The organism is Enterobacter sp. 04-C-12-SI-ECC (genome assembly GCF_047530715.1).
In the GTDB taxonomy this organism is placed as follows: domain Bacteria; phylum Pseudomonadota; class Gammaproteobacteria; order Enterobacterales; family Enterobacteriaceae; genus Enterobacter; species Enterobacter bugandensis.
This window is the reverse complement of the sequence record NZ_JBLKDI010000010.1, coordinates 111,608-137,383: the sequence shown is the minus strand read 5'-3', so window position 1 is coordinate 137,383 and position 25,776 is coordinate 111,608. Positions and strand designations below refer to the sequence as shown.

Here is a 25,776-nt window from a genome sequence, read left to right as displayed (position 1 = left end):
TCCACTGCAGGGATCTACAACACAGGCTCGTGGCCTAAGGCCGGGTACGGCATGTGGACTGCCTGACAGAAAGAACTGGCCGGTTCTTTCTGTACGGGAGGATAATACAAGGCCGGGTAAGGCGTAGCCGCCACCCGGCAATTACCGCCGACCTAACGGCACCACCAGCGGCGTACCCGCCACCGGATCGTCAATAATCATGCAGCGCATGCCGTAGATCCGCGCGATCAGCTCTGGCGTCACAATCTCCTTCGGCGCGCCCTGCGCCACAATCTCGCCGTCGCGCAAGGCAATCAGATGCGTCGCGTAGCGGCAGGCCTGGTTTAAATCATGCAGTACCGCCGCCAGGGTATACCCCTGCGTGCGGTTCAGCTCGCTCAGCAGCTCCAGCAGGTCAATCTGATGGCTGATGTCCAGCCAGGTCGTCGGCTCGTCCAGCAGCATAATGGCGGTCTCCTGCGCCAGCACCATCGCGATCCACGCCCGCTGTCGCTGTCCGCCAGAGAGGGTATCCACGCTTTGCTGAGCCAGATCGGTGATGCCCGTTGCCTCCATCGCGCGCTTCACGGCCTCGTCGTCCTCTTTGCGCCAGCGGGTAAACAGCGGCTGGTGTGGGTAGCGCCCGCGCGAGACCAGCTCCTGCACCGTGATGTCTCCCGGCGTGGTGGCGTTTTGCGCCAGCAGCCCGATGCGCCTGGCCACCTCTTTGCTGGCGAAGCGCTGGATCTGCTCTCCGTCCAGGAATACGCTGCCCTCTGTCGGCGACATCAGGCGGCTCAGGGTGCGCAGCAGGGTCGATTTGCCGCAGCCGTTCGGACCGATAATCGCGGTGAAGTGGCCGTCCGGAATGGCGACGGTTAAATCACGGGCAATGATTTTTTTGCCATAGCAGAGGGTCAAGTTTTCGCCGCGCAAGCGGGTTGTTGAATCTGTCATTTCTTGCGTGACTCCTGAACGAGCAAGACGATGAGGTAAATCCCGCCGAGGCTGACGGTCACCACGCCCACCGGAAGTTGATAAGGCATAAACAGCCGCTGGGCGCAGAGGTCGGCGGCCAGCAGCAGCATCGCACCGCACAGGGCAGCCTGGGTCAAGCCCCAGCGTGCGGTGCCGCTAAGACGCCGCGCGATATGCGGCGCGACAAGGGCAATAAACGAGATCGGCCCGGCGATGGCGGTGGAGGCGGCGGTCAGCAGTACCGCCACCAGCATCAGCATCAGGCGCGAACGCTCAACGCTCACGCCCAGCGCGCAGGCGCTGTCGTCGCCCATCTCCAGCAGGCGCATCCGGCGTACCAGCAGCAGGGCGCCGATAAACATCAGCAAAATCAGCGGCGCGGCGGGCCAGGTTTTGCCCCACGTCAGGCCGTTGAGGGAGCCTGCATACCACAGCCCGGCGGAGAGCGCGGTTTCCAGAGACGCCTGCAACAAAAGCCAGGTGTTAAAGGCCATCAGCATCGCGCGGATGCCGATCCCGATAATGATCAGCCGGAAGGTGTCAATGCCGTTGCGCCAGGCCAGGGCCCAGATAAGCAGCGAGGTCAGAATGCCGCCCGCCATCGCCGTAAAGGTAATGGCCGTCAGATGCTGCCCGAACAGCACCATCGCCACCAGCACGCCGCTCCACGCGCCGGTATTCAGGCCCATCACGTCCGGGCTGCCGAGGGGGTTACGCATCAGCGACTGGAAAATCGCGCCGCTGACGCCGAGCGCCGCGCCCACCAGGATCGCCATCGCCACGCGCGGCAGTCGCCATTCGGTGACCACCATGGTGATGTTACGCGGCGCGCTGCCGGTGAGGGCGTGAAAGACCTGCGCGAAATCAAGCGTTACGGCACCGCTTTGCAGGCTCCAGACCGCCAGCAGAGTAATGGCGATAGCCAGCAGGAAGATGCTGGTGAGTAAACGACGGGAAGGAGCTATCATGCGCCACCTCCGCGTCTGCGTCGTACCAGGAAGATCAGCACCGGCGCGCCGATAAACGCGCTCACCACCGAGACGCGCAGCTCGCCGGGCACCAGCAGGCGGCCCAGCACGTCGGCAAACAGCAGCAGGGCAGGGGTGGCCAGCAGCGTGACCGGCAGCGACCAGCGGTGGTCCGACCCCACCAGCCAGCGCGCCATGTGCGGCATCATCAGGCCGATAAAGGCGATCGGACCGACCACGGCGGTTGCGCTGCCGCTCAGCACGGTGATAGCGAGCAGGCCAGTCAGCTGCGTGCGCGCCACGCGGTTGCCGAGGGCGGTCGCGGTGTCGCTGCCGAGGCTCAGGCTGTTCAGCGACCGGCTTAAACACAGCGCCACGACGGCGGCGATAATGACCGGGATTGCCACCACGTTTAAGGTTTCAAGGGTGCGGATATCCAGCGAGCCGGCCTGCCAGAAGCGCAGCTGGTCGTAGACGTCCGGGTTGAGCAGGGCGATGCCGCTGGACAAGCCTTCCAGCACCGCCGCGAGCGCTACGCCCGCAAGCGTCAGGCGAACCGGGCTCAGCTGCCCGCCGCCCTGACTGCCGGTAAACGCAACCACCAGCGAGGCGGCCAGCGCGCCGCAGAAGGCCATCGCCAGCTGTTCAGAGGGTGACGTCAACCCGAACAGCGCCGCGCCGAGCACGATGGCAAAGCTGGCCCCGGAGTTGACGCCAAGAATGCCGGGGTCCGCCAGCGGGTTACGGGTAAGGGTTTGCATCAGGGCACCCGCAAGGCCGAGCGCGCCACCGGCCAGCAGTCCGGCAAGAGTGCGGGGCAGGCGGGCGTCGAGCACGATGGTGCAGTCCGCGCTCTGACAGGTTCCGGAGAGCGCATCAACGATAACGTTGGCGGGTAGCGGCTTCGCGCCGACCAGCAGGCTGAGTGCAATCGCAAGGATTAGCAGTAGCAATAATACGGGCACGGCAATGGCGCGCGCCGCAGAAGAGGAAAACGACATAGCAACATCCATGATTTGATAATGATAGTGATTATCGTTATCTATCTTATTTGGCTATGTTAGCATGTGCGCCCATGGAATGGGTAGAAATAGACTCAAGGCTTTGTCATGAATCAAAAATCCTGGCTGCTTAACCTCAGCCTGTTGAAAACGCACCCGGCGTATCGCGCCGTTTTTATCGCTCGCTTTATCTCCATTTTGTCCCTCGGCCTGCTCGGCGTGGCCGTGCCGGTACAGATCCAGACCATGACGCACTCCAGCTGGCTGGTGGGGTTATCCGTCACCTTAACCGGCGGGGCGATGTTCATCGGCCTGATGGTCGGCGGCGTGCTGGCGGACCGCTACGAGCGCAAGAAGCTGATCCTGCTGGCGCGCGGCACCTGCGGCGTGGGCTTTATCGGGCTGTGTCTGAACGCCATGCTCCCTGAGCCGTCGCTGATGGCCATTTATGCCCTCGGGCTGTGGGACGGCTTTTTTGCCTCCTTAGGCGTGACGGCGCTGCTGGCGGCGACGCCCGCGCTGGTCGGGCGCGAGAACCTGATGCAGGCGGGAGCAATCACCATGCTCACGGTACGCCTCGGCTCGGTGATTTCGCCGATGGTCGGCGGCCTGCTGCTGGCCACCGGCAACGTGGCGTGGAACTACGGCCTTGCCGCGGCGGGCACCTTTATCACCACCCTGACGTTACTGCGTCTGCCGCTCCTGCCCCCGCCGCCGCAGCCGCGCGAGCACCCGCTGAAGTCCCTGATGGCCGCGATTCGTTTTCTGTTCAGCAACCCGCTGATTGGCGGCATTGCGCTGCTCGGCGGCCTGCTGACGATGGCGAGCGCCGTGCGCGTGCTTTACCCGGCGCTGGCGGGCGAGTGGCAGATGAGCGCCTCAGAGATTGGCGTGCTGTACGCCGCCATTCCGCTCGGTGCGACCTGCGGGGCGCTGACCAGCGGTAACCTGGCCCAAAGCGCGCGTCCGGGCTTGATTATGCTGGTGGCGACGCTGGCCTCGTTTATCGCCATCGGCTTCTTCAGCCTGATGCCGGTCTGGGCGCTGGGGGTGATGTGTCTGGTGATTTTCGGCTGGCTGAGTGCGGTCAGCTCACTTTTACAGTACACCCTGATCCAGACCCAGACGCCGGAAGGGATGCTGGGGCGTATCAACGGCCTGTGGACCGCGCAGAACGTGACGGGCGATGCGATTGGCGCGGCGATCCTCGGCGGGCTGGGGGCGATAATGACCCCGGTGGCGTCGGCGAGCAGCAGCGGGTTTGTGTTAGCGATGGTTGGCGCGATCTTACTGGTGGCGCTGGTGGAATTGCGGCGGTTCAGGCAGGAGGTCGTGTTGAACGACGGTGCGGCCTGATGCCCTCACCCCGGCCCTCTCCCATGAGGAGAGGGAGGGAAAATGCCTACTTAAACAACGCATTCAATCTGTCTAACACCAGCATCGCGCTGTAATAATCCAGGCGGAACGTCTCCGTTCCCAGCGCCCAGACGCGTTTGTTTTTCACCGACGGTAAATGCGCCAGCAGCGGGTTGGCGTAAATCGCATTCACGTCTTTCTCGTCGCCGGCAAACACGAACAGCCCTTCGCCGTTCAGCCCCGTCGCCAGATTTTCTCCACCCAGCTGAATAATGTCGTGACGCTTGCCCTGGCTTTTTGAGGTGTGCAGCCCATCGGGTAACGCCGCCAGCGTAAAGCCCAACTGGTGTAACAGCTTGCCCTGCGCCGATTCTGTCGTCCACAGGTTCGCCGTGTGCGCGGCGGCGGTGTAGACGATGGCATTCACCGGCTGCGGCGGCAGTTTCATCTGCTGTTTCATCTGCGCGAGCTGTTTATCGAACGCGGCGATGCGTTCAGCGGCCTGTTTCTCGTGCCCGGTCATCGTGCCCAGCTGGGTCAGCAGTTCCTGCCAGCTTTTGTCGTCGTAATTGATGATAAGCGTCGGGGCGATGGCGGAGAGCTGATCGTACAGCGCCAGCGCGGAATCCCCGCCGGTGGCGCTGATTAGAATCAGGTCCGGCATCTGGGCGGCCACCGCTTCGGCGCTCGGCTCGCCGATGTACAGCCGTGCAACCTTACGCTGTTTTGCAATATCCCCCCACTGACGCAGGAAACCCTGCGCGTCCGCCACGCGGTTGTTCGGCGTGGTTGCGCCGCTGGCAATGACCGGCGCGTCAATCGCCAGCAGAGATCCGGTTAAGGTCACGCTGGTGGAGACAATGCGCGTCGGTTTGCTCTCAAGCGTATGCACGCCGCGGCTGTCGTTGACCTGGCGCGGCCAGTCTGCGGCGGTGGCTGAGGTTAGTCCTAAAACAAAAAGTCCTGTCAGAAGAAGGGCATTGCGGCAAACGGCAGCGATTTTCACAGAGCGGCATCCTGTTTTTATTGAAGATAATGCTTCTCATTTTCATGGTTGCCGGGAAGGGATGCAAGCGTTTGTCGCAGAAGTTAATGGCCCGACGGTTGACAGCGGCGCGCTGTGGGATTAGGTTAGCCGACGAAAATATAAATGATAATCATTATTGCTTCTTTTATCATTTTGAGGAGGATGATATGGACACGTCCCTGGCTGAGGAAGTTCAGCACACCGCGACCACGCTGCAATCAGACAGCTTTTTCTTTATGTCGCCTTACCGCAGTTTTACCACCTCAGGCTGTTTTGCCCGATTCTCTGAACCTGCCGTCGGCGGCGACGATCCGGCGGGGCAGTTCCAGCAGAAATTAGCCCAGGCTTTCCGGGATGCGAAAGCCAGCGGCATCGCCCATCCCGTCATGGTAGGGGCCATCCCGTTCGATACCCGCAAGCCGTCTTCGCTGTTTATTCCGCAACGCTGGGAGACGTTTTCCCGTCCCGCGCGTCAGCAGTCCGCACGCTATTTCTCCGGCGCGCAGGGGCTGAAGGTGGAACAGCGCACCGAGATCCCCGCTCAGCCCGTTTTTGAAGAGATGGTCGCGCGCGCCGCGTCGCTCACCGCCACGCCGCAGGTGAATAAGGTAGTGCTGTCGCGCCTGATTGATATCGCCACCGACAAAAAAATGGACAGCGGCGCGCTGATGGAGCGTCTGATCGCTCAGAACCCGGCGAGTTTTAACTTCCACGTGCCGCTGGAAGACGGCGGCGTGCTGCTCGGCGCCAGCCCGGAACTGCTGCTGCGCAAAGAGGGCAGGCACTTTAGCTCGCTGCCGCTGGCAGGCTCCGCGCGCCGCCAGCCGGACGACGTGCTGGATCGCGAGGCGGGCAATAAGCTGCTGGCCTCCGAAAAGGACCGCCACGAACACGACCTGGTGACCCAGGCGATGAAGGCCATTCTGGAACCGCGCAGCCATCACCTGAGCATGCCGTCTTCCCCGCAGCTCATCACCACGCCGACGCTGTGGCATCTGGCGACGCCGGTTGAAGGTGACGCGCGCGAGAACGAAAACGCCCTGACGCTGGCCTGCCTGCTGCATCCGACCCCGGCCCTGAGCGGCTTTCCGCATCAGGCGGCTAAAGAACTGATTGCCGAGCTGGAGCCGTTCGACCGCGAGCTGTTCGGCGGCATCGTCGGCTGGTGCGACAGTGAAGGCAACGGCGAGTGGGTGGTGACCATCCGCTGCGCGCGTCTTCACGAAAATACCGTTCGCCTGTTTGCCGGCGCGGGCATTGTGCCTGCCTCCTCCCCGGTGGGCGAGTGGCGTGAGACGGGCGTGAAGCTCTCCACCATGCTTAACGTGTTTGGTTTGCACTAAGGAATACCCATGACCATCCCTTTTACCCGCTGGCCTGAGGATTTTGCCCGCCGCTACCGTGAAAAAGGCTATTGGCAGGATCTGCCGCTGACCCACATCCTGACGGACCATGCGCAAAGCGATGCGGTCGCGATTATTGACGGCGATCGCCACATCACCTACCGCGCGTTTAATGAGGCGGTGACGAATCTGGCGTCTGCCCTCCAGGCGCAGGGGCTGCACCGCGGCGAGACCGCGCTGGTGCAGCTCGGCAACGTCGCCGAGTTTTACATCACCTTTTTCGCGCTGCTGCAGATCGGCGTCGCGCCGGTTAACGCGCTCTTTAGCCATCAGCGCAGCGAGCTGAACGCCTACGCCGCCCAGATCAAACCCGCCGTGCTGATCGCCGATCGCCAACATGCCCTGTTCGCGGTGGATGATTTTCTCAATACCTTTGTGGATGAACACCGCTCGGTTCGCGCCGTGCTGCTGCGCGGCGATAAGGGTGAACATGCGCTGGAAGCGGCGATTGCGCGCCCGGCGGACAACTTCATCCCCAACCCGACGCCCGCAGACGAGGTGGCGTTCTTCCAGCTCTCCGGCGGCAGCACCGGCACGCCGAAGCTGATCCCGCGTACGCACAACGACTACGACTACAGCATCCGCCGCAGCAACGAAATCTGCGGTATCACTGCGCACACCCGTTATCTGAACGCGCTTCCCGCGGCGCATAACTACGCCATGAGCTCGCCGGGATCGTTAGGCGTGTTCACGGCGGGCGGCTGCGTGGTGCTGGCGAACGATCCGAGCGCCACGCTCTGCTTCCCGCTGATTGAGCAGCATCAGATCAACGTGACGTCGCTGGTCCCTCCGGCGGTGAGCCTCTGGCTGCAGGCGATTGCCGACGGCGCGGGGAACGCGCAGCTGAAATCCCTCAAGCTGCTCCAGGTGGGCGGCGCACGCCTCTCCGCCACGCTCGCGGCGCGTATTCCGGCGGAAATCGGCTGCCAGCTGCAGCAGGTATTCGGCATGGCGGAAGGGCTGGTGAACTACACCGCCCTCGACGATGCGCCGGAACGCATCATCAATACCCAGGGCCGCCCAATGTGTCCGGACGACGAGGTGTGGGTGGCGGACGAGGACGGCAATCCGCTCCCGCGCGGAGAAGTCGGACGTTTGATGACGCGCGGCCCGTACACCTTCCGCGGCTATTTCAACAGCCCGGAGCACAACGCCAGCGCCTTTGATGCCAACGGTTTCTACTGCTCCGGCGATCTGATCGCCATCGATGAGCAGGGCTACATCACCGTGCAGGGGCGCGAGAAAGATCAGATCAACCGCGGTGGCGAAAAGATTGCCGCCGAAGAGATCGAAAACCTGCTGCTGCGCCACGAGGCGGTGATCCACGCCGCGCTGGTGAGCATGGAGGACACCCTGCTGGGCGAAAAAAGCTGTGCGTATCTGGTGGTGAAACAGCCCCTGCGCGCGGTTGAGGTGCGCCGCTTCCTGCGTGAGCAGGGCGTTGCCGAATTTAAGCTGCCGGACCGCGTGGAGAGCGTGGATGCGCTTCCGCTCACGCCGGTCGGCAAAGTTGATAAGAAACAGTTGCGCCTGTGGCTTGCTGAACGCGCCCGGGGCTGAGGAACAGAGAATGGCCATTCCAAAATTAACCGCTTACGCGCTGCCAACCGCTGCAGAGCTGCCGACCAACAAGGTGAACTGGGCGTTTGAGCCGGAGCGCGCCGCGCTGCTGATCCACGATATGCAGGAGTATTTCCTGAACTTCTGGGGCGAAAATAGCGACATGATGCAGCAGGTGGTGGCGAACATCGCTAAACTGCGCGCTTACTGCAAAGAACACAATATCCCGGTGTACTACACCGCGCAGCCGAAAGAGCAGAGCGATGAAGACCGCGCCCTGCTGAACGACATGTGGGGGCCGGGCCTGACCCGCTCGCCGGAGCAGCAGCGTATCGTGGCTGAACTGACGCCGGACGAAGCGGACACCGTGCTGGTGAAGTGGCGCTACAGCGCGTTTCACCGCTCGCCGCTGGAGCAGATGCTGAAAGAGACCGGCCGCAACCAGCTGCTGATTACCGGCGTGTATGCCCACATCGGCTGCATGACCACCGCCACCGACGCCTTTATGCGCGACATCAAGCCGTTCTTTATCGCCGACGCGCTGGCGGACTTCACCCGTGACGAGCACCTGATGTCGCTGAAATACGTGGCCGGACGTTCGGGCCGCGTGGTGATGACCGACGAGCTGCTGCCGTCCGTTCCGGCAACGAAAGCCGCGCTGCGCGCGCTGATCCTGCCGCTGCTGGACGAGTCCGACGAGCCGATGGATGACGAAAACCTTATCGACTACGGTCTGGACTCGGTGCGCATGATGGCGCTGGCCGCGCGCTGGCGAAAGGTGCACGGCGACATCGACTTCGTGATGCTGGCGAAAAATCCGACCCTTGACGCCTGGTGGGCTCTGCTCTCCCGTGAGGTGAAGTGATGGCGGGGTTCGATTTTACCGGTAAAACGGTTTGGGTAACGGGCGCGGGTAAAGGTATTGGCTATGCGACCGCGCTGGCCTTTGTGGAGGCGGGCGCGCGGGTGACCGGGTTCGATCTGGCCTTCCCGCAGGACGATTATCCCTTTTCTACCGAAACGCTGGACGTGGCGGACGCGGCGCAGGTGGGCGACGTCTGCGGGCGTTTACTCGGCACCCTTGAGCGCCTCGACGTGCTTGTTAACGCGGCGGGCATTCTGCGCATGGGCGCGACGGACGAGCTTTCGCAGGAAGACTGGCAGCAGACCTTTGCGGTTAACGTCGGCGGCGCGTTTAACCTGTTTCAGCAGACGATGGGCCAGTTCCGCCGTCAGCAGGGCGGGGCGATAGTGACCGTGGCCTCCGACGCGGCGCACACCCCGCGCATCGGCATGAGCGCGTACGGCGCGTCGAAGGCAGCGCTGAAAAGCCTGGCGCTGACCGTCGGGCTGGAGCTGGCGGGCAGCGGCGTGCGCTGTAACCTGGTATCGCCGGGCTCAACGGATACCGACATGCAGCGCACCCTGTGGAAAAGCGACGACGCGGAACAGCAGCGTATTCGCGGCTTTGGCGAGCAGTTCAAGCTCGGCATTCCGCTCGGCAAAATCGCCCGTCCGCGGGAAATTGCCGCCACCGTGCTGTTCCTTGCGTCCGATGCCGCCAGCCATATTACCCTGCAGGATATCGTGGTGGACGGCGGCTCCACGCTGGGGGCGTAATGATCTGGAAACGTCATTTATCGCTTGAAGAACTGAACGCCACCAGCGTGAATACCCTGGTGGCGCACCTGGGCATTGTCTATACCCGCCTCGGAGACGACACGCTGGAAGCGGAGATGCCGGTGGATGCCCGTACCCATCAGCCGTTTGGCCTGCTGCACGGCGGGGCGTCGGCGGCGCTGGCGGAAACGCTGGGCTCAATGACAGGTTTTCTGATGACCCGCGACGGGCAGAGCGTGGTCGGCACTGAGCTGAACGCCACGCACCATCGCGCGGTCTCTCACGGTAAGGTGCGCGGCGTGTGTCAGCCGCTGCATCTGGGGCGTTCGAGCCAGAGCTGGGAGATCGTGGTATTCGACGAGCAGGGGCGGCGGTGCTGTACCTGTCGGTTGAGCACGATGGTGCTGGGGTAGGCCATTCAGCTGAAAGTGATCGGCTTAACACTGTGGTGTAAATCTCTGGTTTGACCACGCATTATTGCGTTTCAAAGTTGTTAAATTTTATCGGTTGTTCTAGAAACAAAATGTAACATCTCACTGTTTCACAACAACGGACAACAACTATGAACAACTCAGGGAAATACCTTACGTGGGCGGTGCTCTCCGTTGTGGGAGCCTTTGCCTTGGGCTATATCGCCCTCAACCGGGGGGAGCAGATCAATGCGCTCTGGATCGTCGTCGCCTCCGTCTGCATTTATCTCATTGCGTACCGTTTTTATGGCCGCTATATCGCAAAGACGGTACTGGGCGTAGACGGCACACGCATGACGCCAGCCGTGCGCCACAACGACGGGCTGGACTACGTGCCGACCGATAAAAAAGTGCTGTTCGGTCACCATTTCGCGGCGATTGCCGGTGCAGGCCCGCTGGTGGGGCCGGTGCTGGCGGCGCAGATGGGCTACCTGCCGGGGATGATCTGGATCCTCGCGGGGGTGGTGCTGGCGGGCGCGGTGCAGGACTTTATGGTGCTGTTCGTCTCCACCCGTCGCGACGGCCGTTCTCTGGGTGAGCTGGTGAAAGAGGAGATGGGGGCAACCGCCGGGGTGATTGCGCTGGTGGCGACCTTTATGATCATGGTGATCATCCTCGCGGTGCTGGCGATGATCGTGGTGAAAGCGCTGACCCACAGCCCGTGGGGAACCTACACGGTCGCCTTTACCATTCCGCTGGCGCTGTTTATGGGGATTTACATTCGCTACCTGCGCCCGGGGCGCATCGGTGAAGTGTCGGTGATTGGCCTGGTGTTTCTGGTGTTCGCCATTATCTCCGGCGGCTGGGTGGCGGAAAGCCCGACCTGGGCACCATTCTTCGACTTTACCGGCGTGCAGCTGACCTGGATGCTGGTGGGCTACGGCTTTGTGGCGGCGGTGCTGCCTGTGTGGCTGCTGCTGGCCCCGCGCGATTATCTCTCAACCTTCCTGAAAATCGGCACCATCGTCGGGCTGGCCATCGGCATTCTGATTATGCGCCCGACCCTGACCATGCCTGCGCTGACCAAATTCATCGACGGTACCGGCCCGGTCTGGACTGGTAACCTGTTCCCGTTCCTGTTTATTACCATCGCCTGCGGTGCGGTGTCGGGCTTCCACGCGCTGATCGCCTCCGGGACGACGCCGAAAATGCTCGCGAATGAAAATCAGGCCTGCCTGATTGGCTACGGCGGCATGCTGATGGAGTCCTTCGTGGCGATTATGGCGCTGGTTTCCGCCTGCATTATCGACCCGGGCGTCTACTTCGCGATGAATAGCCCGATGGCGGTCCTGGCTCCGGCCGGTACCGTTGACGTGGTGGCCTCTGCCGCGCAGGTGGTGAGCGGCTGGGGCTTTGCGATTACGCCTGAAACGTTGACGAGCATCGCCAGCGAAGTGGGCGAGCAGTCCATTATCTCCCGCGCGGGCGGGGCACCGACGCTGGCGGTTGGCATGGCGTATATTCTTCACGGCGCGCTGGGCGGGCTGATGGACGTGTCGTTCTGGTATCACTTCGCCATTCTGTTTGAAGCGCTGTTTATCCTGACGGCGGTGGATGCGGGGACCCGTGCGGCGCGCTTTATGCTCCAGGACCTGCTGGGCGTCATCTCCCCGAAACTGAAGCGGACCGATTCGCTCCCGGCTAACCTGCTGGCGACGGCGCTGTGCGTGCTGGCGTGGGGCTACTTCCTGCATCAGGGCGTGGTCGATCCGCTGGGCGGGATCAACACCTTGTGGCCGCTGTTCGGTATCGCCAACCAGATGCTGGCAGGCATGGCGCTGATGCTCTGTGCGGTGGTGCTGTTCAAGATGAAGCGCCAGCGTTACGCGTGGGTGGCGCTGGTGCCAACCGCCTGGCTGCTAATCTGTACCCTGACGGCGGGCTGGCAAAAAGCCTTCAGCCCGGACAATAAGGTGGGCTTCCTGGCCATCGCCAACAAGTTTCAGGCGATGATCGACAGCGGTAAGATCCCGGCGCAGTACACCGAGTCACAGCTGTCTCAGCTGGTATTCAACAACCGTCTGGATGCCGGACTGACCATCTTCTTTATGGTGGTGGTTGTGGTGCTGGCGTTGTATTCTCTGAAAACCGCGCTGGCGGCGCTGAAGGTCGACACGCCGACGGCGAAAGAGACGCCGTACGAGCCGATGCCTGAAAACCTGGACGAGATTGTGACCCAGGCGAAAGGGGCACATTAACCTGTGTGCCGGGTGGCGCTAGCGCTTACCCGGCCTACATTTCCAGTGAGACCAGAATGATGTTCGACACCCTCTCCAAAGCAGGTAAGTACCTGGGCCAGGCCGCCAAAATGATGATTGGCGTGCCGGATTACGATAACTACGTCGAGCATATGCGCGTCAACCACCCGGACCAGACGCCGATGACCTACGAAGAGTTTTTCCGCGACCGCCAGGACGCCCGCTACGGCGGAAAGGGCGGGGCGAAGTGCTGTTAACCCTCTTTCGGTAAATAGAGGCTGATTTGCTCCTGCTTGCAGCCATAAATTGCCGCCAGCTTTTCGCGGGTGCGCTTTTGCGGACGGGAGTCCAGCGCTTCAAGCTGTGACACGGCAGACTGGGTAATGCCCAGTTTCTCTGCCACCTCCTGCTGGGATAGCCCGCGCAGGATACGCCACGCGGCCTGCAGGCTGACGTTCTCGCTATGCATGATGTCGCACACTTCACCCGGTAAACCTACGTTATCGTAGATATCTGATTCGTAAGGGATGTCTTCCCAGTCGCTTTCATCATCGTCATCATACTCAAGCATGGCTAAACGCATGCGAAAATATTCATCGTAGGGAATGACAACATACTGTTTTTTTCCTGCTTCATCCTTTATGAACTGAACAGTCATATTCCGTATGCTCCTCATGAAGGTAGGTGGTGGTTGTCCGGCGTTTTACCGCCACTACGTAACAGGTATCACCCGGCGGGTCTCCGAAGGTGTAAATGACCCTGTAATCACCTGATCGCAACCTGTAGTGGTTTTCGGGAGAAGATAATTTCTTGATATCCGCGACAGGTGATGTTTTATCATCCATCTTCTCCAGCCTGAATTTAATGCGGTTCTGATATCGCGTATCGATTTTAGAAAATTGCTTCTCTGCTGTTTTTGACCACACGATCTTCATCCGTACCTCCACTGTACGCCCACACAAAATGTAAGGAAATAATAAGACTATTAGATAAATTCCGAATTTCTTATGGGGTACTGTAGAGCGGAAAAAAAGCGCAGGTAAGAGGCAAAACGCAAACCGTCGAGGCGGCTCGACAAGGCCTCTGCCGGGCGACAGAGGCTTGCAGGAATATTGCGATCAGGCGTTCAAACCGCCGTCCACGTCCAGACCGGTGCCTGAGATCTGCCCGGCTGCCGGGCTGGCGAGGAAGGTAACCGCCGCCGCGACGTCTTCCGGCTGGCCGTAATGGCCCAGGGCAATAAGCTGACGCTGTGAGTCAGCCTGTTCACCGTCCTCCGGGTTCATATCGCTGTTGGTCGGTCCGGGGTGCACCAGGTTAACGGTAATGCCGCGCGGGCCAAGATCGCGGGCCAGACCGCGGGTGAGGGAGTTCAGTGCAGATTTGGTCATTGAGTAGACGGCAATCCCCGGCTGTGCCACGCGGTTCGCCAGACAGCTGCCGATGTTGATGATGCGCCCGCCGTCGGACATATGCACCAGCGCTTCCTGAATGGCGATCACCACGCCGCGGATGTTGACGTTGATCAGTGCGTCGATGTCCGCCAGCGTCATGGACTCCAGCGGGCCGCCGCGCGCGATACCGGCGTTATTGACCAGGATGTCCAGTCCGCCGAGAGACCGTGCCGCATGGGTGACGGCATCCTGAATCGCCTGCGCGCTGGCGCTGTCCGCCTGAATGGCCTCGCCGTGCCGCCCCAGCGCCTTAATTTCATCGGCGACCGCCTGTGCTTTATCGGCGGATTTTTCATAGGTGATGACCACATCAGCACCGGCGCGCGCCAGCGACAGGGCAATCGCACGACCCAGCCCGCGGCTGGCGCCGGTAACCAGCGCCTTTTTACCTGTTAAATCGATCTGCATGATGACCTCGTTACGAGAGTGGTGAGAACCATCATTAGGTATAGCCCGTCGGCGCAATTAACGGCGGAAGGATTCCACCTTCTCAAACGCGGCGCGCAGAACCTCAGGCGTTAACGTCACCGGCAGATAGTGAATCGACTCCACTGGGCGCAGCGTGTGGGCGATGACCTTGTCGAGATCGTCGCGGTTATTGATGTCGACGTCCAGCTCGCGAAGCGTGGTCGGCAGGTTAAAGCGCCGGTATGCCGCCACCAGCTGTGCCAGCACGTCGTCCTGGCCGAGCAGGGCACTCTGCACCAGAATGCCGTAGGCCACCTTGGTGCCGTGCAGGTATTTTTCCGTCTGCGGCAGCACGGTCAAGCCGTTGTGCACCGCGTGTGCCGCCGCCACGCGGGTGTAGCGTTCGCCCAGGCCGCCGACCATCCCGCCGCCGGCAATAATGGCGTCCACCACGTCCCGAAACGCCTGCGTTAGCTCGCCGCGCTGCTGGTCGGCAAGCGCTTGCTCACTGTGTTCCAGCAGCACGTCGCGGATCGCCAGCGCGCCGTTAAGGCCAAGGCGCACGGTCAGCGGCAGGATTTCCGGCTGTGGGGCGAGAACCACCGCTTCGTACCACTTCGCCAGCGTATCGCCGATGCCCGCCAGCAAATATTCCGCCGGGGCGTTCAGAACGATCCGCGGCTCCACCAGCACCAGAAAGTTAGCGTCGTCAAAAATCTCAAACTGCAGCGCCTGACCGGCATCGTTGTACCAGACGGAGAGCGGCGTCCACGCTGCGCAGGTGGCGGCGATGGTGGGAATGCCCACGAACGGAACGCCTAAGCGGCGCGCCACGGCCTTAACGGTGTCCATCACCGCGCCGCCGCCCACGCCAATCACCACGCTGGCATCGCTTCCCGCTTCGTTCACCAGCCGGGTGACGTCGCGCTCGCTGCAGTGGCCTTTAAACAGCAGGTGCTTCGCCCCCGGCGCGTTAAAACTCTGCGGCAGATAAGGGCGTGCGCCCTCTATTGCCCGCTCGCCGTAAATCCACACCGCGCGGGAAAGCTGTTCCGGGGTAAAGAAGTCATTCAGATGCGCAAGGCTTCCGGAATGGGAGAAGTAGTTCGCCGGGCCGGGCACGACGCGGATGTCGGTGTTGCTCATGGTGTTGTCCTTTTTTCGCAAGCGCTAACCCGATGTTATGTCTGGACATCCGGATGGCTAATAATATTTCGCTTTATCTTATGCCTTTTCCGTCGTTGTCAGTCAACCGGAGCTGTGAAAAATTCGATAAATCAGAAGAGTTATGAAGGATTTACGCGGATGGTTTCCAGTCGTCTTGAAATGCGCGGTATCAGCCTGGCCTTTTCCGGCTTTCAGGCGCTGACGCGCGTGGACTTCACGCTGAACGGCGGGTCGGTGCATGCGCTGACTGGCGCCAACGGTGCGGGGAAATCAACGCTGATGGCGGTGCTGTGCGGGACGCACGACCACTATGAAGGCGAAATCAGCATTAACAACCAGCCGGTAAACATTCGCGAGCCGCTGGACGCCAAACGGCTGGGCATCCACCTTGTGCAGCAGGAGGTGGACGTGGCGCTGATCCCGGGGTTAAGCATTGCGGAGAACATCATGCTCGACCAGCTGGCGCAGCCGGGGCACCGCTACCGCTGGCGCACCGTTCGTCAGCAGGCGCGGCAGGCGCTGGCGCAGCTCGACATTACGCTGGACGTTCGCCGCTCCATCGACGGCTGTTCGTTGGCCGAAAAGCAGCAGATTTTGCTGGCACGCGCTTTGTCTCACCACTGCCGTTTTTTGATTCTTGACGAGCCCACCGCGCCGCTGGACGCGCACGAGAGCGAGCGTCTGTTTGCGGTGGTAAGACGTCTGCAACAGCAGGGCATCGGCGTGGTGTTTATCTCCCACCGCATTCACGAGCTGAAGGCCATCTGCGATACCCTGACGGTGCTGCGCGACGGCAAGCTGATTGAGTCCGGCCCGATGGCCGATCTCAGCGGTGAAGAGATTGTTGAGAAGATGCTCGGCCACGTGCTGAGCGATATCTACCCGCCCGCGCGACCGCCGCACGGTGACGAAACGCTGCTGCGAGTGGAAGGACTGCACGACGACGCGCTGCTGAAGGATATCTCCCTGCACCTGCGCAAAGGCGAAATCCTCGGCATTGCCGGGCTGGCGGGGGCGGGGAAAACCGAACTCTGCAAGGCGCTGTTTGGCGCCACCAAAAGCCGCGTGGCGCGCGGTGCGCTGAATCAACAGCCATGGCAGCCGCGCGACCCAGCGGACTCGGTGCTGCGCGGCCTGGCGCTGGTGCCGGAGGAGCGGCGCAAGGAGGGCATTTTTATCGACGAGCCGGTGAGCATGAACCTTGCCGTGTGCGCCGATAACAGCTTCTCGCGCTGGAGCCTGTTCGGCCATCGTCAGGCGTGGCGCTGGGCGGAGGAGGTGATCGCCCGCGTTGGCGTTCGCGCCCGCGGTCCCGGGCAGGTTTTGCGACGTCTGTCCGGCGGTAACCAGCAGAAGGTAGCCATCGGCAAGTGGCTGCGTAATGACGCCAGCGTGCTGATCTTCGACGAGCCGACCAAAGGCGTGGACGTGAAGGCCAAAACCGATCTGTTCCAGCTGATTGACGGCCTGGCTCGCGAGGGCAAAGGGGTGATTTACGCCTCCGGCGAGTTTGCCGAGCTGGTGGGACTGTGCGACCGCATCTGCGTCCTGTGGGACGGGCGCATCGTGGCGGAAATCGCCGGGACCGAGGCCCGTGAAGAGACACTACTTTATTATTCAACCGGAGGAACGGCGTCGTGAGCAAGGCCCTTTCAGTGACCGCGGCGGCGTCTGGCCGTCAGCAACTTTTTGATTTTCTCTATAAATGGGGCATGCTGCTCACCGTCGTCGCGCTGGTGGCCGTCTTTGGCCTGGCGTCGGACAGCTTCCTCGACCCGAACAACATCATCAATATTCTGCGCTCGATTGCCATCGTGACGGTGATTGCCGTTGGCGTGTCGATTTCGCTGACCGTCGGCGGGTTCGATCTCTCCGTGGGCTCCACGGCGTCGCTGGCGAACGCGCTGGTCATTTCGCTTTTTGTCTGGCACGGCTTCGGCACCACCGAGTCGATTGTAATCACTCTCGCGCTCTGTACGCTGGTCGGCCTGTTTAACGCTTTCCTGATCGTCATCCTGCGTATTCCGGACATGCTCGCGACGCTCGCCAGCTTGTTTGTCATCCAGGGCGTGGCGATGACCTACAGCTACGGCGGGTCGATTACCGAGAACATGGTGCTGCCGAGCGGCGACATGGCGGAAGGGACCATTCCGGCGGCGTTCAGCCTGCTGGGGCAGGTGCCGACCATCGTCATCATCATGCTGGCGGTGACCCTTCTGGCGCAGCTGGGGCTGTCGCTGACCACTCACGGACGCCGGATGTATGCCATTGGCGGCAACCCTGAAGCGGCGCGCCTCTCGGGCATTCGCACCACGCGCTACAAGGTGGCGGCCTATGTGATTGCCTCGCTGCTGGCGGGGCTGGGCGGCATTCTGCTGGCCTCCCGCATCGGATCGTCGCAGGTCAATGCGGGCGGCGGCTATCTGATGGATGCGGTGGCCGCGGCGTGGATTGGCTTCTCGCTGGCCGGGTCCGGCAAGCCGAACGCGCTTGGCACGCTGGTGGGGGCGGTGATCCTCGGCGTGCTGTCGAACGGGCTGGTGATGCTCTCCGTGCCGTATTACGCCATGGACATAATAAAAGGGCTGGTGCTCGCGGTGGCACTGGCGATTACCTACATACAAAAACGCTGACAACACAACGGGATAAAAAATGAAAAAGATTGCGCTCTCTTTGGTGGCACTGGGGTTACTCACTTCTCTGCCGGGATTCGCGGCCACGCCCGCGCCGGTTCCGGCCGCCATTGCGAACCACGACGGACCGATCCGCATCGCGGTGATCCGTAACCTCGGCTCGGACGACAACACCACGCAGTTTGTTGCCGGGGCCATTCAGGAAGGGAAAAAACTCGGCTTTAAGGTCAGCACCTTTTTGAGCAACGGGGATGACGCTAAATTCCAGGACTTCGTTAACCAGGCCATCAGCCAGAAATATGACGGGATCATCCTGTCGCAGGGCCGCGATCCGTACTCCACCGCGTTGGTGAAGAAGGCGGTGGATGCCGGGATCAAGGTTGCCGTTTTTGATACCGCCGTTAACGGCGAGATCCCGGGCGTGACCGTCACCCAGCAGGACGATGCCTCCCTGACGAATCTCTCCTTCGGCCAACTGGCGAAAGATTTCAACGGCAAGGCGAATATCGTCAAGCTGTGGGTGGCGGGCTTCCCGCCGATGGAGCGCCGTCAGGCAGCCTATAAAGAATTGCAAAAGCAGTACCCGGAGATTAAAGAGCTGGAGTCCATCGGCGCGGTCTCTTCTGACGTGCAGGGCGACACCGCCAACAAGGTGGGCGCGATCCTGGCGAAATACCCGAAAGGCAAAATCGACGCCATCTGGGGGACCTGGGACGCCTTCAGCCAGGGGGCGTATAAAGCGCTGAAGGAGAATGGACGCACCGAGATCAAGCTCTATAGCATTGACATCTCCAACCAGGATCTGCAGCTGATGCGCGAGCCGGGCAGCCCGTGGAAGGTGAGCGTGGCGGTGGATCCGAAGCTGATTGGTGCGACTAACGTGCGCCTGATCGCCAACAAGATTGCCGGGGAAGCCACGCCTGCCACTTACGACTTCAAAGCCGCTGCGATCCCGCAGGCGCTGCTGACCGCGCAGCCGGGGGCGGTGAACGTAGCGTCGCTGGGCAAAATCATTCCGGGCTGGGGCCAGACGGAAGATTTTATTGCGCCGTGGTTTGCGACGCTGGAAGCGAAAAATAAATGAGCATCCTCCCCACGCCAGAATACAGCCGCAATATGCGGCTGATCGGCCATAGCGATCAGGGCGGTCGCCCGGACGGCGTGCAGCTGATGGTGCACCGCGGTTTTGCCTATATCGGCCATATGGTGTCGCAGGGCTTTTCGATAGTAGACGTGCGCGACCCGAAAAACCCGAAACCCGCGGGCTATGTGCCTGCGCCGCCGGGCACCTGGAACGTGCACCTCCAGGCGCATGACGACCTGCTGCTGGTGATCAACGCCCGGGATCTGTTTGCCGATGCCCGCTTCGCCGACGAGAAGGTCTACTACACCCGTCAGGTAGGAGAAACCGTCAGCGACGTGCAGGACAGGGGCTGGAGCGCCGGGCTTCGCGTTTTTGATATCTCCACGCCGGACGCGCCGCGCGAAATTGGCTTTCTCTCGCTGAGCGGCATCGGCATTCACCGCATCTGGTACGTGGGTGGCCGCTGGGCGTACGTGTCGGCGCTGATCGACGGTTTTACCGACTACATTTTCCTGACCATTGACCTGGCGGACCCGCGCAAGCCCGAGGTGGCGGGGCGCTGGTGGCTGCCGGGTATGAACCAGGCCGAAGGCGAACAGCCGAACTGGCCGGAAGGGAAACGCTACGCGCTCCACCACGCGATTATTGCCGGCGATACGGCGTACGGCAGTTGGCGCGACGGCGGCTTAACGCTGCTTGACGTGAAGGATCGTACCCAGCCTAAGCTTATTAGCCACCGTAACTGGAGTCCGCCGTTTGGCGGTGGGACGCACACCGCGCTGCCGCTGCCGGACCGGGATCTGCTGGTGGTGCTGGACGAAGCGGTGCTCGATAACCAAGAAGACGGCGAGAAGCTGATCTGGCTGTTTGATATCCGCGAGCCGTCGAACCCGGTGAGCATCTCGACCTTCCCGCAGCCGAATGAAATCGACTACGTGGCGAAAGGGGCGCATTTCGGCCCGCACAACCTGCACGAGAACCGGCCCGGAAGCTTTGTCAGCTCAACGCTGATTTTTGCCACCTATCAGAATGCGGGCGTGCGCGCGTATGACATTTCTAATCCGTATCGCCCGGTGGAAACCGGTGCGCTGGTGCCCGCGGCACCGGAGAGGATGATGGACACGCGGCCGAATCGCCCGCAGGTGATCCAGTCCTGTGACGTGTTTGTGGACGCGCAGGGGATTATTTACAGCACGGACTATAACGGCGGGCTGTCGGTGATTGAGTATCTGGGGTGAGTTTTTGCCGTGTGCGAAATGTAGGCCGGGTAAGGCGCAGCCGCCACCCGGCAAACAAACGGCACTCAACTGTACTGCCGCACCCGCGCCACCAGATCTTCCGCGTTGTCGATACGGTCGGCAATGACAATCAGCGCCTTGCCGAGCGCGATCGCGTGGCGCAGACACTCGTGGCGCATGGCCTCGTCCTGGATGCTATCGATATCCGCGACGTGGGAAAGCCCGACGCTGCGGCGAATGAGTTCGGTGCCGCAGAACCCGATGGCATCATGCCAGACTTTTTTCAGGAACGCGGAGGCATAGCCCGGTGCGCTGAGCGCGGCGTCGCGGGCTTTCTCGTTTGCCAGCGCCTGGAAGCGTTCCGCGAAGGTGTTCCACAGCTCCTGAATATCGGTCAGGCGCTGCTCGCGCGCGGCGGCGGCATCGCGAATGCCCAGATGGCCCGGCAGGCCGCAGAAGTTGAGCAGCAGGTTGCCGATGGCGGTGCCGACGTCAAAGCCAATCGGCCCGAAATAGCCGAACTCGGCGTCGATGGCCTTCAGGCTGCCGTCGGCCACAAATATCGAGCCGCTGTGAATATCCCCGTGCAGCAGCGCTTCGGCATGCGAGAAGAAGCGGTGCTTCAGGGAGGCCACGGCAATTTTTAGCGGGGCGTCGTCGCGCAGGGCGGCGACGTCATTTTCCAGCTCGGCAGGGTAGTTATTGCGCTCATGAACCTGGTACGGATCGTTGAAGAACAGATCTTCGGTGATCTCACACATCTCCGGGTTGATGAATTTCGCCACCTGCGCTTTTTTCGCGTGCGGGTGCAGGTAGAAATCGCTGGTGTGAAACAGCGCATGCGCGAGATATTCGCCCAGCTGGCACGCCGCCTGCGGGTAGTAAATGTTGTTGATCAGCTCGCCGCGCCAGATGCGATGGCTGGAGAGATCTTCCATCACCATCACCGCCAGTTCCGGATCAAAGTGGTGGATTTTCACGGTGTGCTGCGGGCTGTGCTGGTAATGCTCGACCAGAGTTTGCGCCTCGAGGCGAGCGCGATCCAGCGTCAGCGGCCATGACTCGCCGACGCAGCGCACGTAGGGCAGTGCCTGTTTGACGATAATGCGGCTGACGCCCGCGCTGTCGTAAATTTTAAAAACCAGATTGAGGTTGCCGTCGCCCACTTCCTGCGCCTCTACCAGCGATGACGGATCGTCAAGCCCACCAAACTGCCTGGCATACTCCACGGCGTCCTGAGCGGTAAAGGTACGGTATTGCGACATGGCCTGCTCCTCACGAGTTAACTAATTAAGACATGTAGACGTCTATACATCTGGATTTCATCCTGACACAATGTGCTACAACAACGCAACAGGGAATTAACGACATGCAGACATTACAGACGACCAGCCTGCGGGTGGCGGATAACCAGCTCTTTATTCTCGACCAGCAGGCGCTTCCGCAGGAGAAACGCTGGCTGGATGCCTCAACGGTGGAGGCGCTGGTTGGGCATATCCACGCTCTGCGCGTGCGTGGCGCGCCGTTGATTGGTCTCTCTGCAAGCCTGCTGCTGGCGCTGCTGGCGGAAAACGGCAAAAGCCGCGATGAGCTGGCGGTGGCGCTGGAAACGCTTCGCGCATCCCGCCCGACGGCTGTAAACCTGATGAACAACCTCGACCGCATGAAGTTTGCGCTGTGGGAAGAGGATTTCGTTCCGGCGCTGGTGGCTGAGGCGCTGCGCCTGATTGACGAAGACAAACGGCTTTGCGACGCGATTGCAAAAGCGGGCAGCGCGCTGGTGAAGCCCGGCAGCCGTCTGCTGACCCACTGCAACACCGGCGGGCTGGCAACCGCGGGCGTCGGTACGGCGCTGGGCGTGATTGCCCGCGCGCATCAGGAGGGTAACGTCAGCAGCGTCTGGGTGGATGAAACCCGTCCGCTGTTGCAGGGCGGCAGGCTGACCGCATGGGAGCTGGGCGAGCTGGGGGTGCCGTATCAGCTGATTACCGACTCCATGGCCGCCAGCCTGATGGCGAAAGGGCAGGTGGACGCCGTGTGGGTGGGGGCCGATCGCATCGCCGCTAACGGTGATGTGGCGAACAAGATCGGCACTTATTCGCTGGCGGTGCTGGCGAAATTCCACGGTATTCCGTTCTACGTCGCCGCCCCACAAACGACGCTCGACCCGGCCTGCCCGAACGGGGATGCGATCCCCATCGAGCAGCGCGCCGCCAGCGAGGTGACGGGCGTTGCCGGAAGCTTTGGCGCGGTGCAGTGGGCGCCGGAAGACGCGCAGGTCTATAATCCGGCATTCGACGTCACGCCTGCCTCGCTGATTAGCGGCTGGGTGCTGGATACGGGTGTGGTCACGCCGGATGAGGTGGCGGAAGGGAAATTTGCCTGAGTCCGGCTATCCTTTAAGGGGGTTCCCTGAGAGGACAACATTGTGACGCTCGATCCTGAAACAGACTTAAAACTGGAGCGCGTGGTGGACGCACCGCGCGACCTGCTCTGGCTCTGCTGGACCACGCCCGAGCACATCAAAAACTTCTTCATTCCTGCTCCGCACAAGGTGACCGAATGCGACCTCGACTTGCGCGTGGGCGGGCGGTTCAACACCGTGTTTGAGGTAGACGGGCAGGGGATGGATAACCGGGGTGTCTTCCTGGAAATCGACCCGGGGAAAAAGCTGGTGTTTACCGACGGCTATACCGAAGGCTGGAAACCGGCCGAGAAGCCGTTTATGACGGCAATTTTGTTGCTGGAAGACGTCGGGGAGGGGAAAACCCGCTATACGGCGATAGCGCGCCATCCGACGAAGGAAATCCGCGAGCAGCATGAACAGATGGGCTTCCACGGAGGGTGGGGGATAGTGCTGGATCAGCTGGTGGAGTATGTGAAAGGGCTTAACGCGTAGTGCGCGCTGGTGCCCTCACCCCGACCCTCTCTCACAGGGCTGAGGAATCCCCAGTAATTCTTAAGCAGAAGCATTAACGTTGTTTCAGAACGATTTAAGGCTTTCAGCGATGCTCTGGTCCGGCTGTAAATCGCTGAGGCGTTTCCTGCAGGCCGGGGCGAGGCGCAGGGATGCGCCGAGAGGGCGGGCTTTACAGGGACGTTACCTCCGCCCGTACCCGATAAGCCGGAAGGAATAAGCCGAGGGCACCGCGAAGCGGCGATTTACCGCCGGGAGCCCGGGTCGCCAGGGTGGTGGCGACTGAGCCACCCTGGCACGTTCACCGGTCATGTCGTTACAGAGTAGCAGGGAACATAAAGTGAACGGAATGACCACCACAGCCGTATGTTCCCCTCACCCTAACCCTCTCCCCAAAGGGGCGAGGGGATTGTTCAGTGCTAGCTAGCATTAATTTGTGGGGAACCCTCAGCCCACAGGGAGAGGGAGAAAAGATCAGGCCAGGCGTGGATAGGCATCCGCGATTGCATCGCCCGTAAACTGCGCCACCCAGCCTTCCGGATTGTCGAAAATACGAATGGCGGTAAAGTTCGGCTCTGAACCCATATCAAACCAGTGCGGCGTGCCCGCCGGCACGGAAATCAGGTCGTTTTTCTCGCACAGCACCTGATAAACCTCATCGCCAATGTGCAGGCAGAACAGCCCGGCACCTTCCACGAAAAAGCGTACTTCGTCCTCGCCGTGGGTGTGTTCGTTCAGGAACTTCGCGCGCAGCGCCTCTTTCTGCGGATTGTCGGCGCGCAGGCTGATCACGTCCCAGCTCTGATAGCCTTTCTCTGCCACCAGCTTGTCGATCGCGTGTTGATACGCTTCGATCACGGCTTCGGGCGCAGGATCCTGCCCTAAATCACGGTCTGCCGCCCAGCGCTCAAAGCGCACGCCTTTAGCGTTCAGCTGTTGAGCGATCTCGGCGGCGTCGGTGCTGTGCCACTGGTGCTGGCTGGCGTCTTTATCGGAATAAATGGTCAATGCGCTCATGAAGGGATCTGCTCCGGATTAATCTCGTCAAACTGGTGGATTTGATGGTGATGGCTCGCGCCGTCATCTTCACCGCGAATCAGTTGCAGGGTGCGAAAACCCGCCTGTTCAGCCGCGTCCAGCTCCTGATGAATATCCGACAGGAACAGGATCTGCGACGGGGCGATGCCCGTTTGCGCCGCTATGTTCTTGTAAGACTGCACCTCGCGCTTGGCGCCGATGTGGGTATCAAAATAGCCGCTGAACAGATGAGTAATATCACCTTCGTCGCTGTAGCCAAATAACAGTTTCTGCGCAGCAACGGAGCCAGAGGAATAAACATAGAGATCAATCCCTTGCGCCTTCCATTTTTCCAGCGCGGGCAGAACGTCAGGGTACAGATGGCCGGTAAAGTCACCGTTGATGTAGCCCTCCTGCCAGATGATGCCTTGCAGGGCTTTGAGCGCCGTCGATTTGCGGTCTTCATCCATAAAGCTAAACAGCACGTTGATGAGATCGCCGACGCCGGCATGCGGATCGCTGATTTCATCGCGCAGGTTGTCCAGAATCGATTTGACCGGCTCGGCGTACTGCTGGGCGGTCACGAAGGCCGCCAGCCGCTCACGCGCGTAGGGGAACAAAACGTCATGGACAAAACGAATATCGCTGGTGGTTCCTTCAATATCCGTCACAATCGCGCGAATCATACTCTCTCCAGTTGTCGTAAACGCATTTCGCATTCAAATAAGAATTCTAAACCTTCCAGATGACGGCGGGCTTCGGCCACGTCGCGTCCCCAGCAGGTTAAGCCATGGCCGCGCAGAAGAAAACCATAATTAAGCGGACGCTCCTGGGCGTAATGGGCGATGCGCGAGGCGAGGGCGTCGATGTCCTGGTCGTTATCAAACACCGGGATGGCGACGGTATCCAGATGGGTAGTCTGCCCGGTAAGCGATTTCTGCATCTCGAAACCGCTGATATTCAGTTCGGCTTCTTTGACCAGACGCGACAGCACCGTGGCGTTAACGGTATGAACGTGCAGGACGGCGTTAGCCTCTGGGAACAGGCGATAGATAAGGGTATGTAGCCCGGTCTCCGCCGACGGTTTTCGACCGGACGGCGCCCGGTTGGTGGCGATCTCAACCTGTAGAAAATCGTCGGTGGTCAGGCTGCCTTTGTCCTTGCCGGATTCGCTGAGCCAGCAGAGGTGCTCGTCCTGACGCAACGACATATTACCGCCGGTGGCGGGTGCCCAGCCTTTGGCACCTATCCAGCGGCAGGCGTCGACCAGGTGTGTGAGCAGCAGGTTGTCTGTCATT

The 25,776-nt window shown here is 61.2% G+C and carries 26 protein-coding genes; 14 read left to right on the top strand and 12 right to left on the bottom strand.

Annotated elements, in window-relative coordinates; genetic code table 11:
• Positions 1 to 141 precede the first annotated feature (141 nt).
• Genes fepC through fepD form a run of 3 tightly spaced genes read right to left on the bottom strand, consistent with a single transcriptional unit; the run spans position 142 to position 2,926 of the window.
• On the bottom strand, positions 142 to 936 hold the full coding sequence (fepC, locus tag ACMWL8_RS14870) for an iron-enterobactin ABC transporter ATP-binding protein (protein ID WP_045261047.1): 795 nt from the start codon (positions 934 to 936) through the stop codon (positions 142 to 144).
• Positions 933 to 1,925, bottom strand: a complete 993-nt coding sequence (gene fepG, locus ACMWL8_RS14865; protein WP_045261046.1) for an iron-enterobactin ABC transporter permease — start codon at positions 1,923 to 1,925, stop codon at positions 933 to 935. Before fepG ends, fepC begins: the two co-directional genes overlap by 4 nt.
• Positions 1,922 to 2,926: a Fe(3+)-siderophore ABC transporter permease gene (gene fepD, locus ACMWL8_RS14860; protein ID WP_045261045.1), complete on the bottom strand. Its 1,005-nt coding sequence runs from the start codon at positions 2,924 to 2,926 to the stop codon at positions 1,922 to 1,924. Before fepD ends, fepG begins: the two co-directional genes overlap by 4 nt.
• A 108-nt stretch (positions 2,927 to 3,034) precedes the next feature.
• Here fepD and entS point away from each other — a divergent pair, with 108 nt between their 5' ends.
• A complete protein-coding gene (gene entS, locus ACMWL8_RS14855; protein WP_045261044.1) occupies positions 3,035 to 4,282 on the top strand; it encodes an enterobactin transporter EntS in 1,248 nt (415 codons plus the stop codon).
• Positions 4,283 to 4,328: 46 nt separating this feature from the next.
• Here entS and fepB read toward each other — a convergent pair whose 3' ends face one another.
• Entirely contained in the window at positions 4,329 to 5,288 is a 960-nt protein-coding gene (gene fepB, locus ACMWL8_RS14850) for a Fe2+-enterobactin ABC transporter substrate-binding protein (RefSeq protein WP_045261043.1), read from the bottom strand.
• Between the two features lie 188 nt (positions 5,289 to 5,476).
• On the opposite strand from fepB, the gene entC reads away from it, so the two are divergent.
• From entC to ACMWL8_RS14815, 7 genes are all read left to right on the top strand, one after another.
• A complete protein-coding gene (entC, locus tag ACMWL8_RS14845) occupies positions 5,477 to 6,652 on the top strand; it encodes an isochorismate synthase EntC (RefSeq protein WP_045261042.1) in 1,176 nt (391 codons plus the stop codon).
• Between the two features lie 9 nt (positions 6,653 to 6,661).
• Positions 6,662 to 8,272, top strand: coding sequence for a (2,3-dihydroxybenzoyl)adenylate synthase EntE (gene entE / locus ACMWL8_RS14840; RefSeq protein ID WP_045261041.1), 1,611 nt, complete (start codon positions 6,662 to 6,664; stop codon positions 8,270 to 8,272).
• 10 nt (positions 8,273 to 8,282) lie between these two features.
• Positions 8,283 to 9,137 (top strand): isochorismatase, encoded by an 855-nt coding sequence (locus ACMWL8_RS14835; protein ID WP_028012298.1) that lies wholly within the window; start codon positions 8,283 to 8,285, stop codon positions 9,135 to 9,137.
• Positions 9,137 to 9,892, top strand: a complete 756-nt coding sequence (gene entA, locus ACMWL8_RS14830) for a 2,3-dihydro-2,3-dihydroxybenzoate dehydrogenase EntA (RefSeq protein ID WP_045261040.1) — start codon at positions 9,137 to 9,139, stop codon at positions 9,890 to 9,892. The genes ACMWL8_RS14835 and entA overlap by 1 nt, the downstream gene beginning before the upstream one ends.
• Positions 9,892 to 10,305, top strand: a complete 414-nt coding sequence (entH, locus tag ACMWL8_RS14825; RefSeq protein WP_045261039.1) for a proofreading thioesterase EntH — start codon at positions 9,892 to 9,894, stop codon at positions 10,303 to 10,305. The genes entA and entH overlap by 1 nt, the downstream gene beginning before the upstream one ends.
• A 149-nt stretch (positions 10,306 to 10,454) precedes the next feature.
• A complete protein-coding gene (gene cstA, locus ACMWL8_RS14820; RefSeq protein WP_045261038.1) occupies positions 10,455 to 12,560 on the top strand; it encodes a pyruvate/proton symporter CstA in 2,106 nt (701 codons plus the stop codon).
• Between the two features lie 59 nt (positions 12,561 to 12,619).
• On the top strand, positions 12,620 to 12,817 hold the full coding sequence (locus ACMWL8_RS14815; protein ID WP_006809671.1) for a YbdD/YjiX family protein: 198 nt from the start codon (positions 12,620 to 12,622) through the stop codon (positions 12,815 to 12,817).
• On the opposite strand, the gene ACMWL8_RS14810 is transcribed toward ACMWL8_RS14815, so the two are convergent.
• The 4 genes from ACMWL8_RS14810 to ACMWL8_RS14795 all read right to left on the bottom strand — a co-directional run bounded on the left by ACMWL8_RS14810 (position 12,814) and on the right by ACMWL8_RS14795 (position 15,568).
• Positions 12,814 to 13,218, bottom strand: a complete 405-nt coding sequence (locus ACMWL8_RS14810; RefSeq protein WP_059357929.1) for a helix-turn-helix domain-containing protein — start codon at positions 13,216 to 13,218, stop codon at positions 12,814 to 12,816. The genes ACMWL8_RS14815 and ACMWL8_RS14810 overlap by 4 nt on opposite strands.
• The gene (locus tag ACMWL8_RS14805) at positions 13,193 to 13,495 is read right to left on the bottom strand and encodes a type II toxin-antitoxin system RelE family toxin (protein ID WP_052683010.1); all 303 of its coding nucleotides are present in this window, start codon (positions 13,493 to 13,495) and stop codon (positions 13,193 to 13,195) included. The genes ACMWL8_RS14810 and ACMWL8_RS14805 overlap by 26 nt, the downstream gene beginning before the upstream one ends.
• A gap of 183 nt (positions 13,496 to 13,678) precedes the next feature.
• Positions 13,679 to 14,422 (bottom strand): SDR family NAD(P)-dependent oxidoreductase, encoded by a 744-nt coding sequence (locus ACMWL8_RS14800; protein ID WP_028012303.1) that lies wholly within the window; start codon positions 14,420 to 14,422, stop codon positions 13,679 to 13,681.
• A 57-nt stretch (positions 14,423 to 14,479) separates the two neighbouring features.
• Positions 14,480 to 15,568 (bottom strand): oxidoreductase, encoded by a 1,089-nt coding sequence (locus ACMWL8_RS14795; protein WP_045261036.1) that lies wholly within the window; start codon positions 15,566 to 15,568, stop codon positions 14,480 to 14,482.
• Positions 15,569 to 15,727: 159 nt separating this feature from the next.
• Between ACMWL8_RS14795 and ACMWL8_RS14790 the strand changes: the two genes are divergently transcribed.
• The 4 genes from ACMWL8_RS14790 to ACMWL8_RS14775 are packed head-to-tail and all read left to right on the top strand — an operon-like array spanning position 15,728 to position 20,544.
• Entirely contained in the window at positions 15,728 to 17,230 is a 1,503-nt protein-coding gene (locus ACMWL8_RS14790) for a sugar ABC transporter ATP-binding protein (RefSeq protein WP_045261035.1), read from the top strand.
• Complete coding sequence (locus tag ACMWL8_RS14785; RefSeq protein WP_045261034.1) at positions 17,227 to 18,222, top strand: ABC transporter permease; 996 nt, start codon at positions 17,227 to 17,229, stop codon at positions 18,220 to 18,222. The genes ACMWL8_RS14790 and ACMWL8_RS14785 overlap by 4 nt, the downstream gene beginning before the upstream one ends.
• Positions 18,223 to 18,241: 19 nt before the next feature.
• Complete coding sequence (locus tag ACMWL8_RS14780) at positions 18,242 to 19,306, top strand: sugar ABC transporter substrate-binding protein (RefSeq protein ID WP_045261033.1); 1,065 nt, start codon at positions 18,242 to 18,244, stop codon at positions 19,304 to 19,306.
• Positions 19,303 to 20,544 carry an LVIVD repeat-containing protein gene (locus ACMWL8_RS14775; RefSeq protein ID WP_028012308.1) on the top strand — a complete coding sequence of 414 codons (1,242 nt, stop codon included), beginning with the start codon at positions 19,303 to 19,305 and terminating at the stop codon, positions 20,542 to 20,544. The genes ACMWL8_RS14780 and ACMWL8_RS14775 overlap by 4 nt, the downstream gene beginning before the upstream one ends.
• A 65-nt stretch (positions 20,545 to 20,609) precedes the next feature.
• Here the strand turns inward: ACMWL8_RS14775 and mtnK are convergent, their stop codons facing one another.
• Positions 20,610 to 21,809 (bottom strand): S-methyl-5-thioribose kinase, encoded by a 1,200-nt coding sequence (gene mtnK / locus ACMWL8_RS14770; RefSeq protein WP_045261032.1) that lies wholly within the window; start codon positions 21,807 to 21,809, stop codon positions 20,610 to 20,612.
• Between the two features lie 104 nt (positions 21,810 to 21,913).
• Between mtnK and mtnA the strand changes: the two genes are divergently transcribed.
• On the top strand, positions 21,914 to 22,930 hold the full coding sequence (mtnA, locus tag ACMWL8_RS14765) for an S-methyl-5-thioribose-1-phosphate isomerase (protein ID WP_045261031.1): 1,017 nt from the start codon (positions 21,914 to 21,916) through the stop codon (positions 22,928 to 22,930).
• Positions 22,931 to 22,972: 42 nt separating this feature from the next.
• A complete protein-coding gene (locus ACMWL8_RS14760) occupies positions 22,973 to 23,443 on the top strand; it encodes an SRPBCC family protein (protein ID WP_045261030.1) in 471 nt (156 codons plus the stop codon).
• 492 nt (positions 23,444 to 23,935) lie between these two features.
• On the opposite strand, the gene ACMWL8_RS14755 is transcribed toward ACMWL8_RS14760, so the two are convergent.
• The 3 genes from ACMWL8_RS14755 to ACMWL8_RS14745 are packed head-to-tail and all read right to left on the bottom strand — an operon-like array spanning position 23,936 to position 25,775.
• Complete coding sequence (locus ACMWL8_RS14755; RefSeq protein WP_010428475.1) at positions 23,936 to 24,478, bottom strand: 1,2-dihydroxy-3-keto-5-methylthiopentene dioxygenase; 543 nt, start codon at positions 24,476 to 24,478, stop codon at positions 23,936 to 23,938.
• Positions 24,475 to 25,164, bottom strand: a complete 690-nt coding sequence (mtnC, locus tag ACMWL8_RS14750; RefSeq protein WP_045261029.1) for an acireductone synthase — start codon at positions 25,162 to 25,164, stop codon at positions 24,475 to 24,477. The genes ACMWL8_RS14755 and mtnC overlap by 4 nt, the downstream gene beginning before the upstream one ends.
• The gene (locus ACMWL8_RS14745; protein ID WP_028012314.1) at positions 25,161 to 25,775 is read right to left on the bottom strand and encodes a methylthioribulose 1-phosphate dehydratase; all 615 of its coding nucleotides are present in this window, start codon (positions 25,773 to 25,775) and stop codon (positions 25,161 to 25,163) included. The genes mtnC and ACMWL8_RS14745 overlap by 4 nt, the downstream gene beginning before the upstream one ends.
• Position 25,776: the final 1 nt, after the last annotated feature.